Origin of the sequence: Escherichia sp. WS1152, assembly GCF_046487665.1 — a bacterium.
Classification (GTDB): domain Bacteria; phylum Pseudomonadota; class Gammaproteobacteria; order Enterobacterales; family Enterobacteriaceae; genus Escherichia; species Escherichia coli.
Window position 1 is genome coordinate 497700 of the sequence record NZ_JBJQJA010000002.1, and the last position, 12999, is coordinate 510698.

General features: G+C 50.5%; 6 protein-coding genes. 1 reads left to right on the forward strand and 5 read right to left on the reverse strand.

What is annotated here, in order from left to right:
* Positions 1–5: 5 nt before the first annotated feature.
* From ACJHW7_RS06205 to metG, 5 genes are all read right to left on the reverse strand, one after another.
* Positions 6–1094: an ATP-binding protein gene (locus ACJHW7_RS06205; RefSeq protein ID WP_001351787.1), complete on the reverse strand. Its 1089-nt coding sequence runs from the start codon at positions 1092–1094 to the stop codon at positions 6–8.
* 306 nt (positions 1095–1400) lie between these two features.
* Positions 1401–1718: a protein YehK gene (yehK, locus tag ACJHW7_RS06210; protein ID WP_000636918.1), complete on the reverse strand. Its 318-nt coding sequence runs from the start codon at positions 1716–1718 to the stop codon at positions 1401–1403.
* Positions 1719–1778: 60 nt separating this feature from the next.
* Complete coding sequence (gene yehI / locus ACJHW7_RS06215) at positions 1779–5411, reverse strand: DUF4132 domain-containing protein YehI (RefSeq protein ID WP_000356821.1); 3633 nt, start codon at positions 5409–5411, stop codon at positions 1779–1781.
* A gap of 9 nt (positions 5412–5420) precedes the next feature.
* A complete protein-coding gene (locus ACJHW7_RS06220) occupies positions 5421–9215 on the reverse strand; it encodes a DUF4132 domain-containing protein (RefSeq protein ID WP_024233554.1) in 3795 nt (1264 codons plus the stop codon).
* Positions 9216–9355: 140 nt separating this feature from the next.
* Positions 9356–11389: a methionine--tRNA ligase gene (metG, locus tag ACJHW7_RS06225; protein ID WP_001338997.1), complete on the reverse strand. Its 2034-nt coding sequence runs from the start codon at positions 11387–11389 to the stop codon at positions 9356–9358.
* A 131-nt stretch (positions 11390–11520) separates the two neighbouring features.
* Here metG and apbC point away from each other — a divergent pair, with 131 nt between their 5' ends.
* Positions 11521–12630: an iron-sulfur cluster carrier protein ApbC gene (gene apbC / locus ACJHW7_RS06230; RefSeq protein WP_001005448.1), complete on the forward strand. Its 1110-nt coding sequence runs from the start codon at positions 11521–11523 to the stop codon at positions 12628–12630.
* Positions 12631–12999: the final 369 nt, after the last annotated feature.

Consider the following 12999-nt stretch of genomic DNA (forward strand, 5'->3'; position numbering starts at 1 on the left):
TTTCCTCACGGCAGGCGGTGGCGGGCTTGATAATAAGCCTGCCAGTGAGCTTCTTTATGTGTGGCGACACGCTGTTCGAAGTAACGGCGCAGACGAGCGCGATCTTCTTCATTATCTTTGACGATGGTTCCGGCAATGCAGTCCACCAGGTCGGCTGGCTCACCTGCGCGATTCGCTAAAAACCAGGCGCGGACGCCCACTGCGTGGGCCACGTTCACGGCTTCAGCGGTGGACATAATTGCCGTCAGGGTATCCATTGACGTTTTCTTTTCGCCGTTGGCACGCAGATCGCGGAAGGTGCGGACCAGTAACTCCAGTACCGCGTCAGGCACTTTATGCGGAATACCGCTATGGGCCAGCAAACGCGCCGAAGCACTGGCGACCAGTTCCAGCTCCTGGGCGAAATCCATAATCGGAAAGACAGTTTCAAAATCGAAGCGACGCTTTAGCGCGGCACTCATCTCATTGACGCCGCGATCGCGGGTATTGGCAGTGGCAATAATATTAAAGCCTTCTCGCGCATAGAGCTGACTGGCTTCACTGGTGAGTTCCGGCACCGTCATAACCCGGTCAGAAAGCATACCTAACAGACAGTCCTGCACTTCCAGCGGTGTACGCGTTATCTCTTCAAAACGGACGATTTTGCCGTCGCGCATTCCCTGATAAAGCGGGGCAGGGACCAGCGCTTCCGTTGACGGACCATGATTGATAAGCAGGGCGTAGTTCCAGCCATACTTGATTTGATCTTCGGTGGTAGATGCCCCGCCCTGGATGGTTAACCCGGCATCGCCGCTAATAGCGGTTGCCAGTAATTCAGACAGGAGAGATTTTGCGGTGCCAGGTTCCCCCACCAACATCAAACCGCGCCCGGTGGCAAGAGTGACTAACATACGTTCGACAGCAGAGGGACTAATCACCACTTTACGGCTAATATTTTGCGCGCTATCGCCAAGGATAAAAGCACGGGCCGCAGGCAAACTTAACTGCCAACCGGGCGGGCAAGGTGCGTTATCATTTTGTTTTAATTTTGCCAGTTCATCGGCGTATAACACAGCGGCAGGCGGACGCTGCAGATGATTATTCTGCGGTGACATATATTCATCCCTGAAATGTATTAATGAAATAAACGATATTTTACGCGCAATAAATGTTTGGCGCATTAGTTGTTTGAGCGGAAAATATCTGGAAAGCAGATCACAGTAAATAAAAAAACCTGCTGGTGAGGCAGGTTCTTTTATTTACTATTTTCAGGCCCAACACCGCAGCCTGTGCAACATCGTGTTCCAACGAACGAATTATAACCACGGCTGGACCCCGTTGCAATTAAGATAATGAGATTTATAATCCAGGCCATTGGGACGTTGCGCCGGATCGGACCAATTTGAATTATTTAGAGTATATTATTCTATTTCTTGGTTGAATATATTCTGTAGTTCACGATTAAAAATTGCTATTACAGTTTCAGGTGATTCACCTCGTAATTTCCGCTCATCATTACACTCATCTCTTATATAAATCAACGCATCATTTATTAGCGGGTCAGCATCTTCTCGATCACGTTGATGAAATGTTGGATGTAGCCGGAATCGCTCCAGTCGATAGACGGAACCTGTAAATAATTCAGGGCATTTATGGATCTCAAGTCTGAAGGAAAACGGATCTTCAGGTACAGGGACCTCATAATCGTAAATAGCAACCAGCTCTTTTTGCACGATCATCGCTTTCCCCGCTGGTAAGTCGTGTAGATAACGGGCAGTCGCATCACTGCCCGCTGTGTTTTAATGGAAAATGACGTCAGGTGCGCTTAACGCCTCACTCAAATCAAACACATCAAGTTCGGCAAAAGTGACGGATTTATTGTCACGGTACACTCGAAGAGAACGGCAGCTCATTAACGCTTTGCTATCAACATTGTAGTGGTTAAAACCGGGTGAAAACTTAAGGACCAGCCGGTACTCGCCCAGGTCATAGACAAATGTGTCCTCATAGCCTGACTCCCAGCCTTTGTATCGCATTCCCATAAGTTGCCCAACGGTAGCGGATTTACCTTCCCAGCGAGTCAGGCTGTTACTGGTTGACTCGTCAGGTGTGAGCAGCACCGTGCGGCGCGACAACTGGCGAAAAGGCGGCATAATTTCGTAATCGGCAAAAAGCTGTGCAAATTCACTGCGCATTTCTACTGCCATTTCTAACGGGTGGGCAATGCCAATCAGAGCGTCCGCAGGCAGGTCAATTGGCTCATCTTGCGCATTGCAGAACTCCCCCTCTGCGGCCACACGAAAGGCGTTGAGTAAACGACGCGGTTCATTTGCCGGATAACCCCCCCATATTAATCGCTGGGTAACCAGACGGGTAAAGGGATGATTAACAAACAGAGAATGAAAATCTGCCAGCGACCAGCGTCGGGTGGTACGTAGGGCAGCTTCAAGACGCGGGAGCAGGTTTTTGCTCACCTGAGTAGCATCTTTTTTTAGCCCTTTTAGTCGGGTCAGTGCCTCGGGCGCTTTCAGTTGATCGTCATCGGCGCGCAAACGGGGAACGCTTTTCTGGCGAACGTTTTGCTGATCAAAGATAACCGGGTTGAGGTTTTCATCGAAGCGAACGGTAAACTGCCGGGGACCAAAATCAAAACTCAACGCCTGCGGATCATCAAGGCCCAGGGTTGGGACTAATCTGTCCGCTAGCTCTTCCTGGCTTAGCCCGCGATTTTCTGCGACCACCTGAAGAAATTCCGCCGCGTTATCACGTAAGGGGCGGGATTTAGCCCGTTGCGATATATGATGCAGCTGTATCAGCGCCATATCATTATTCATCAGGGTAAGGATGTTCAGGCCGCTGACAGCACGGGCAGATTTGCCTTCTTGTGGCCAGGCGAGGATCTGTGTCGTCAGATCCCGTGCCGTGCTTTCGTCACCAAAGAGACTTAACGCCAGAAATGCCCAGTTGTCTTTTGCGGGGGCACCAGCTTGTTGCCACGCAGTGAAGAGATCCCAGGCAAAAGCTGCCAGCGTTTGTGGCTGGCAGAACGTTTTCAGTTGTTCCAGCCCGCTATAAAAACGTCCCCCCTGGGTAAAGCGCAGCATTTCGCCGATAATTTCCAGAGCGTCACCGGTAACAGGCTGATTATTAGTGATAAGTCGAGGCCTGGACCACATTGCCGGATGCCAGAAATCAGGGGCTTTTGGAATGCGTGCCGGGTAAATGTCCATTGGACCCTGTTTAAGCAACTGCTCCAGGGCAGACCATACATCTGTACGCTGCCAGCGGTTTGCCACGGTTTGTAGCAATTCGCCATGTCCCTGTTCGTACAGTAAACGCAGGGCAAGTAATGCGGCTTCGCTATTATCGCTGGGTTTGGTAAAGACAAGAGGGATAAGTGCACTAGCCGTATGTTCCGGCCATTGTAAAATCCACTGGCGAGCCAGATCACGCTGCGCCGCGAAACGTCGCCAGACGTGGGCAACAGGCAGCGCCAGTTCTGTTGCGCCAAAATTTAAAATTAACGGAAATGTTTCTTTTGGACGATGTGAAAAAGCCAACAGCAGACCTGGTAGCGCATCCAATCCGAGGATACTGAGAAAATAGTCCTCACCCGCGAACAGATGCTTTTTCTCATTGATACGCAGCCAGAAGGTCAAAGCCATCTCACGCGGCAACTGTGCCAATAAATACAGGTTCCAGACACTCTTTTCCGGACGATAATGTGAGTAGTTGTCATTTTCCCATATGTTAATTAACGCTTCTATGTGACCGCTGCGGAGCGCCTGTTCTGCTAATTGTGCTTCCGGGGAGTTCCAGCCATTCAGGATCTCTTCAACCCGCCCCTGGTAGTAATGCCACTGAACAAAGAGTGAATTGCGTGCAGCATCCAGTTTTCCGGGGAGTATATAATTCAGAAACAGCCATACATCATCCCCAAAACCCAGTTCCTGTAATACAACTCGTCCACTTTTTTGTTCCATGCGTTGCGCAAGAGATTCTGTGCTGAAATAACGGGCAGGCTCAGTGGCGGCAAGCCTCTCTTGTTCGCCTGGTTGCCAGTAAACTTGCGGAGTTAATTCGAGCGGTGCCAAATCAAGACGTGGAGCTGTCATTTTTTTCTTACTACGCCACGGTGGTGAAACGAGGATTTCTGGCAGATTGCTGTTATCGGTGCCATCAATAACCGGTTTGGGCGGTGCCGATAAATAACTCTTCAGCACTGACTGGGGTTGAGTACTTAACCACGGCATCACTTCTGCTGCCAGTTGTGGCTGCGATGCCATCAGCGTTTGTAACAGCGTACGCCAGTATTCATCGCGTGCTTTTTGCTGTGCAGGCAGCTTTTTGTCTTCGATGATTGGATAACCAGGGCGGGCTGGTGGTTCTGTTAACGCCAGCAGTTCTGCCAGTGCGGCGAGCGTCGCATGGGGGAAGTTTTTATGGTATTTAGCTACACGTTGCAGGCTGGGTTTGTTTTTATCAGCCACCAGTAGCAAGGTGCGGATGACTTGCGGATGGTTAATTTGTACCAGCAGACTGCCGCAATCTTCTTTATGGGCATACATCGCGAGGCGCGGAATGGCTGCCAGTCCTTGTTCGCGCAAAAGGGCGGCGCAGGCCGCGTAGCCGAAGTGGTTTTCATGCGACATGTAGCTGGCTTCTCGATCGCTAAATATATCCTGGCTCCAGTAGTGTTCGAGTTTTCTCACCGCTGTGGGGTCATTAGCAACAACTTTTAACCACTCCTTAGAATGAAAATGAGTTCGCGGGCATTCAAGGCCTACCAACTCATTGGCTATTTCTGGTTTTTCCGGGAGGATCAGCGCAATAAAAGGGCGGCGAACTTTGGTTATTCCTGGTAGTGCGGCAATGAGTTTGTCGGCGCAACGCTGCCAGCAGCTTTCCTCTGCCAGAGAGAGATGCTTACGCAGTCGGAGATCGAATTCGTTATAGGTTTCTGAGCGATAACCATAGCCATAATCCTCGTCCTGATACTGCAATGTCACTACCAGAGGATCACTCTCATAACACCGCGCAATAAACTGGCGTGCAATCACCACCTCAGTCGCATATTCCAGCCCCTCTTGTTGGACGATTTCGTCGAGCAACTGTTGGCTGTCATTTTGCGCGATACAGGCTAGCGCCGCCATTGTCCGGGCCGGGATTGAGGGTTTGTGTTCGCCGATCAAGTTGATGGCCTGCGTGATGGCGGACTGCCACTCCAGTGAAAAATTCTCATAACGCCAGACAATGTTTTTTTTCTTCTCAGCTTTTTGTAGCAATTCATCACCCAATGTCTGGATGAGACTTCCAGTGATAACGGACACTGGTTCGCCCGGCCAGCGACGATGACTGAGCGGCGTTTTGCCTTTTTTATATTTCAGTTCCAGTTGGGCGTTATCCGCCAGCCACGGTAATTCCTTGTCCATGCTCTTTCCTTATTCAAACAGGGCTTCAATATCGTTAATTAGCTCGCTGGCGGTGATGGCATCGATTACGGAGAACTGCGCTTCCTGTGTTGAATTACTCCCCCAGCCATATCTTTCTGCTTTGCCTTCCCATAGCCACAGCTTGCTTAAGAGCTGCTCAGCGCTGAGTTCGGCTGGCGACATGCCTACCGCAAAGCCTTCATCGATTTCCATGATTAACGACCAGCGACCCAAAGGTTTGATCATCCATCCGATCCAGCCTCCATCCTGTGGTTCGCCCTTTATCCAGCCTTTATTCGCCAGCCCCATGACCCGACCACTCGGGCATTTTCTGCCTGCCCAGCGGGTCAGTTCACTGGCATTGCGCTCGGCTTCTGTCAGGGCGTAGCTGTTACGGTCGAGCTGGCGGAACGGTGGTAGCAGTTCGTAGTCGGCAAAAAGCTGACCAAAGGCGGCAGCATCCGTTGGTGATATTTCCAGAACGTGAGGAGTGCCGATAGAGATATCGCCTTCCGGCAGGGTGAAAAGATCATCGTCAGCGGTGCTGGAGCTGTTATCTTCTGCTACGCGAAAGCAAGCCAGTAGCTGGTTTTCGGCGCTATAAACGCCCCAAATCAGACGGCGGGTTAAGTGACGAACCAGCGGATGCTCAACCAGGAAGAGCTGGAAGTTTTCCAGCGACCAGCGGCGGCGCAGGCACATGGCGGATTCCAGCCTTGCTACCTGCTGGGCGGCGATGGTACGCGCATCTTTTTTCAGCAATTTGTAGCGGTTAACCGCATCGTTCGCCCGCGTTTCATCATCGCTTTTGTTCGGTTTGGGCAGGTCTTTCAGGCGGCTGCCGGAAACATCACGCACAAACGGTTTTAAGGTTTCATCAAAGCTGACGGTGAACTGCCGTGGGCCAAAATCCAGCAGCAGCGAACCGTTATCATCCAGACCGAGATCCGGTGCTAACCGATCTTCAAGCTCCGCCACCGTGAGTTCGCGGCTCTCGGCAATGTCGGCAATTTTTTCTTTTGCCCGCTCCTGTAATGCTTTGAATTTCCGTTTCTGGGCGATGCCGTTAAGCTGCATAAGGGCGATATCACTACCGATAGCAGCGAGAATATCCAACCCAACGGTGGCGCGTTTATGCTGGGATTCACCAGGCCAGGCGCGTATTAATGGCGTCAGTTTGCGGGCGGTGTCATCGTTACCGAGAACGCCTAACGCAGTGAACGCCCAACTCTCTTTCGACGGCGCGCCAGCGGTCTGCCAGGCGGTAAACAGATCCCAGGCAAATCCCGCCAGTGAGTCGGCGGAACAGACGTCTTTCACCTGCAATAATCCCGGATACAGAGCCTCTTCCTGAGGGAAGCGGAGCATTTCACCGAGGTGGAGGAGGGCGCTATCTGGCAGTGATTGGGCATTTGCTTTTAATACCGGGCGCGTCCAGAGCGATGGCTGATAAAAGGCCGGAAGAGTGGGGATTTTTGTCGGGTGATTATCTAAGGGATCGAGCGCAAGCAGAGCGTTCACCGCATCGGTTACTTCCGGCTGGTTATAACGTCGGGCGATTTCTTGCAGTAATGGCTGATGACCGTTTTCGGTAAGCATACGCAAGGTAGCGCGGGCGTTATCCTGTGCTTCACCGGCTTTGCCGAGCGCCGCAGGCAGCAGGCCGGTAAGGGCATGTTCCGGGTATTTCAACAGCCAGCTACGGGCGTTTTCGCGTAGCGTTTTCAGTTTGTTGAAGGCACGGGCGACGGCAGGAGCCAGCTCACTCGCTGCGAAGTAATTCGTGATGGGCAAGGCTTCTTGTGGATAGCGTGCAAGTGAGTTTACTAACCCAGGTAACCCTTTGAGTCCAAAATGTAACATGGAGTATTCGGTATCGGTATGTGGAGATAGGGTAAGGGCATTCCATGCTTTTACTGCTTTCTCCAGCGGCAATGTTGTCAAAATCCCCAACTGCCAATAATGCCCGGTAGGTGAATGAAACACCTTAAATTCACTTAGTAAGGTTGAATAATCTTCATTTAGCCATGCCTCAACTACCGCTTCGGGAGCTTTAATATATGTACCAGCGATCCGTCGTTGAAAACCCATCCTTGCCAACAGGTTGGTAGTACTTTCTTCATGGCTAACCGTGATGTGTTTTGAATACCAGATATATTTCGCCAAAAGTTGATTACTGATTTCTTCTGTCAGATAACAGATTGGCTCAATGCCTAATGGCGCTAAATCCAGCACCGGAATCGGCGATTTTTTCTTTTTCGAAAGCCAGGGAGGGGAGACTACTACGGCTGGCAGTAGATCGGCGCTGGCATGGTTTGAGGGCTGTGTCAGTTGTTGCTGGCATGATTTCAGTACGGCAACTGCGGGTGTCGAGAGCCAGGGAATGACCTGTTCTGCCAGTGCTGGTTGTGAGATAAGCATTGTCATTAGCATAATGCGCCAACTGTTCTCTTCTTTTTGCCCAAGAAGTTCCGTCAGTGCCGCCATTGCTGCATGTGGGAACGCAGCAATGGCTTTCGTCATCCGATCGTGACAGCGTTTAGTTTGCCCGGCTACACGTATAAGCAGTGTCAATGCGAACGGATGATTGATATGACGCAACACATCGGCGCAGTAGTCACTTGCGGCATAGGGAGCAAATCGGGGCAGGGCTGCAACACCTTGCTCCTGTAATACGGTGGCTGACCATATCGCACCACAATAGTAATCATCAAAAATGGCATATGGTTCGTGATATTTTTCTAATGAGGCAAGAATGTGCTCATCAGTCGCCACTATTTTTAACCACTCAAGCGAGGGTAATTTTTTTTGCCCCAGTAGACGCTGGGCAATTTCATGTGCAATTTCTGGTTTTTCGGGTAATAACAAAGCAATTAATGGTTGCCGCCATTCTGGAATATGTGGAATTGCGGCAATAAGTTTTTGTGCACATTTTTGCCAGAGAGACTCTTCCGTCAGTGATAAATGTTTACGTAGGCGTAATTCAAATCTGGAATATTGCTCCAAGTAGCTAGGTGCAATGCCAGACGGCAGAATAATAATGACATTATTCGCATAATCCCATTCAATATCAATCTGTTGAAGGTGTATTATTACATCAGTAGCATATTCCAGACCGCCTTCCTGGACGATCTGATCCATAACATCCTCACGCACTTTATATCTTGTGCATTTCATTTCAAGTGCCGTGAGTACAGCCATTACTGGTGATGGTAACTGTGTTGTTTTCAGGCCGTCGATCTGACTGATCGCCTGGGCGACGGTGTTTTGCCATTCTAAAGAACAGGCGCTGAAGTCAAATGTGGCTGTTTTATTATCCCGTTGCGACACACTACAGGCTAAGCGACGTAATTGGGTCAATTTGTCTGCTTGCTGAACAGGAACTCCGGGAAAGCGGCGATGACTTAACGTGGTGTGTACAACTTCGGGCGGAAAAACGACAGCAATATCTTTCGCCAGCCACGGTAAAACAGCATCTGTATTTTTGTCAGGCGCACGGGTTTCTGCTACGAAAGAGGGTTGTTCCTGAATAATGGTGGATAAGTCCGCTACCTTGAGAGAGCCCGTTACCGTTTGGGAAGGTTGCAAAGAATTATCCTTCGCTTGCTCCACATACCCCTTCTTCACCTTCTCCGCAATCAGCTTAAGTTCCGCTTTTTCCGCTGCCGCAGCATCTGAAAAACTTTTTATCTGACTTTGCCCTTTGGTGCCAACTTTTCCCCAACTGATATGCAACTCGTTTCCCTGTTGCTCCACCGCCCAGAATTTATGTGATTTTTCGTCCTGATAGATAAAGTGTCTCATTCTGCATCCCTGTAATTTTATCCAGTTGAATGCAGATGCTACCAGTATTTATGCGGGTTAGAGAGAGACAAAATCGCAAGAAAACAACTTTAGGAATTTATAAAGAAAAGGCGCTGTCGATGCAGCGCCTTGAAGGGGGATTATTTCACCTGATGACCCGGTTTAGCACCAGCATCCGGGCTTAGCAGGAAGATATCTTTCCCGCCTGGACCGGCAGCCATCACCATGCCTTCGGAGATTCCAAAGCGCATTTTACGTGGTGCCAGGTTAGCCACCATAATGGTGTGACGACCAATCAGTGCCTGCGGATCCGGGTAGGCAGAACGAATACCGGAGAAGACATTGCGTTTTTCACCGCCGAGATCCAGTGTCAGGCGCAGCAGTTTGTCAGAACCTTCAACAAACTCTGCGTTTTCGATCAGCGCTACGCGCAGGTCAACTTTGGCGAAGTCGTCAAAAGTGATGGTTTCCTGAATCGGATCATCTGCCAGTGGGCCAGTAACTGGCGCGGCAGCTGCTTTCACTTCTTCTTTAGACGCTTCCACCAGTGCTTCAACCTGCTTCATATCGATGCGGTTATACAGTGCCTTGAACGGATTCACTTTGTGGTCCAGCAGCGGTTGCTGGATACCATCCCAGGTCAGTTCCGTATTGAGGAAGGCTTCTGCACGCTCGGTCAGTTTCGGCAGTACCGGCTTCAGGTAAGTCATCAGCACGCGGAACAGGTTGATGCCCATTGAGCAAATCGCCTGCAGGTCAGCATCGCGACCTTCCTGTTTTGCGACTACCCACGGAGCCTGCTCGTCGACATAGCGGTTAGCCAGGTCAGCCAGTGCCATGATTTCGCGCACTGCTTTACCAAATTCACGGCTTTCCCACGCTTCACCAATCACTTCAGCGGCATCGGTAAAGGTTTTGTACAGCTCAGGGTCAGCCAGCTCGCTTGCCAGCACACCGTCAAAACGCTTGTTGATAAAGCCTGCGTTGCGGGAGGCCAGGTTAACCACTTTATTCACGATATCGGCATTCACACGCTGAACGAAATCCTCCAGGTTGAGATCGATATCATCAATGCGCGAAGAGAGTTTCGCAGTGTAGTAGTAACGCAGGCTGTCAGCGTCAAAATGATTCAGCCAGGTGCTGGCTTTAATAAAGGTGCCGCGAGACTTGGACATCTTCGCGCCGTTCACCGTCACATAGCCATGAACAAACAGGTTGGTCGGCTTGCGGAAGTTGCTGCCTTCCAGCATGGCAGGCCAGAACAGGCTGTGGAAGTAAACAATATCTTTACCGATGAAGTGGTACAGCTCGGCGGTGGAGTCTTTCTTCCAGTATTCATCGAAGCTTACGCTGTCGCCGCGCTTGTCGCACAGATTCTTGAAAGAACCCATGTAGCCAATCGGTGCGTCCAGCCAGACGTAGAAATATTTGCCCGGCGCGTTCGGAATTTCAAAACCGAAGTAAGGGGCGTCGCGGGAGATATCCCACTGTTGCAGGCCAGATTCAAACCACTCCTGCATTTTATTTGCCACCTGCTCCTGCAACGCACCGCTGCGGGTCCATGCCTGCAACATTTCGCTGAAAGAGGGCAGATCAAAGAAGAAGTGTTCAGAATCACGCATTACCGGCGTAGCGCCAGAAACCACCGATTTCGGCTCGATCAGTTCAGTCGGGCTGTAGGTCGCGCCGCAGACTTCGCAGTTATCGCCGTATTGATCCGGGGATTTACATTTCGGGCAGGTGCCTTTCACAAAACGGTCCGGCAGGAACATGCCTTTTTCCGGATCGTACAGCTGAGAGATGGTGCGGTTTTTAATAAAACCGTTTTCTTTCAGGCGAGAGTAGATAAGTTCTGACAACTGGCGGTTCTCTTCGCTGTGCGTCGAGTGATAGTTGTCATAGCTGATGTTAAAGCCTGCGAAATCAGTCTGATGCTCCTGACTCATTTCGCCAATCATCTGCTCCGGGGTGATACCAAGCTGCTGAGCTTTCAGCATGATCGGTGTACCGTGGGCATCGTCGGCGCAGATGAAGTTGACCTCGTGGCCGCGCATTCGCTGGTAACGGACCCAGACATCAGCCTGGATGTGCTCCAGCATATGGCCGAGGTGGATTGAGCCGTTAGCGTACGGCAGTGCGCACGTCACCAGAATTTTCTTCGCGACTTGAGTCATAGTAGGCATTACTTCTTAATAGTGAAAAGGGGTTAGATAGTACCAAATGGGAAAATGTTAAGTAAGTACTTCTCTATATTCTTCAGGTAAACTATCAGCTGATGGTTTATTTATACAAAAAAGGAGTCGGGATGAACGAACAATCCCAGGCCAAATCACCAGAAGCCTTGCGCGCAATGGTCGCCGGGACACTGGCCAATTTTCAGCACCCAACCCTGAAGCATAACCTCACCACGCTGAAAGCGTTGCACCATGTCGCCTGGATGGACGACACGTTGCATGTGGAACTGGTTATGCCATTCGTCTGGCATAGCGCGTTTGAAGAGTTAAAAGAGCAATGTAGCGCCGAACTGCTGCGTATCACCGGGGCGAAAGCTATCGACTGGAAACTGTCGCACAATATCGCCACCTTAAAACGCGTGAAGAATCAGCCGGGTATTAATGGTGTGAAGAACATCATTGCGGTCAGTTCCGGTAAAGGCGGCGTGGGTAAATCCTCCACGGCGGTAAACCTGGCGCTGGCACTGGCGGCGGAAGGGGCGAAAGTCGGCATTCTGGACGCCGATATCTACGGCCCATCAATTCCCACCATGCTGGGCGCAGAAAATCAGCGTCCAACTTCGCCGGACGGTACCCATATGGCACCGATTATGTCTCATGGCCTGGCAACCAATTCAATTGGTTATCTGGTCACTGACGACAATGCGATGGTGTGGCGTGGACCGATGGCGAGCAAGGCGTTAATGCAGATGTTGCAGGAAACCTTGTGGCCGGATCTCGACTATCTGGTGCTTGATATGCCGCCAGGCACCGGTGACATTCAATTGACGCTGGCGCAAAACATTCCAGTAACTGGTGCAGTCGTGGTCACCACCCCGCAGGACATCGCGTTGATCGATGCGAAAAAAGGCATTGTGATGTTCGAGAAAGTCGAGGTTCCGGTGCTTGGTATTGTCGAGAACATGAGTGTGCATATTTGCAGTAACTGTGGTCACCATGAACCGATTTTCGGTACCGGTGGTGCTGAGAAACTGGCTGAAAAATACCACACACAGCTGCTGGGGCAGATGCCGTTACACATCTCCTTACGTGAGGATCTCGATAAAGGCACGCCAACGGTTATCAGCCGTCCGGAGAGCGAATTTACCGCTATCTACCGCCAGCTGGCTGACCGCGTTGCAGCTCAGCTCTACTGGCAGGGTGAAGTCATTCCAGGCGAGATTTCCTTCCGCGCGGTCTAACGCCTATTAACCATTCTGGTTATTCTTCATACACCGCAGAGATGTTATATTGATGCGGTGTATTTGTTTTTGCCGCATTAATGAACACTTATTTAATACTGCGAATATTCTGCGGACCTTCGTCCGAAACTCTACAAAGTCGATTGATCGTACAGGCAATGCTTCATTATCATCCTTCGTGGCTGTGTAGTGGATGTACAGCTATAGTTTGTTATTAGACTGGCCCCTTGAATCTCCAGACAACCAATATCACTTAAATAAGTGATAGTCTTAATACTAGTTTTTAGACTAGTCATTGGAGAGCAGATGATTGATGTCTTAGGACCGGAGAAACGCAGACGGCGTACTACACAGGAAAAGATCGCTATT

Coding starts and splice junctions, on each gene's coding strand:
- metG (WP_001338997.1), bottom strand. CDS start 11,389: ATGACTCAAGTCGCGAAGAAAATTCTGGTGACGTGCGCACTGCCGTAC.
- yehI (WP_000356821.1), bottom strand. CDS start 5,411: ATGGACAAGGAATTACCGTGGCTGGCGGATAACGCCCAACTGGAACTG.
- ACJHW7_RS06205 (WP_001351787.1), bottom strand. CDS start 1,094: ATGTCACCGCAGAATAATCATCTGCAGCGTCCGCCTGCCGCTGTGTTA.
- ACJHW7_RS06220 (WP_024233554.1), bottom strand. CDS start 9,215: ATGAGACACTTTATCTATCAGGACGAAAAATCACATAAATTCTGGGCG.
- apbC (WP_001005448.1), top strand. CDS start 11,521: ATGAACGAACAATCCCAGGCCAAATCACCAGAAGCCTTGCGCGCAATG.
- yehK (WP_000636918.1), bottom strand. CDS start 1,718: ATGATCGTGCAAAAAGAGCTGGTTGCTATTTACGATTATGAGGTCCCT.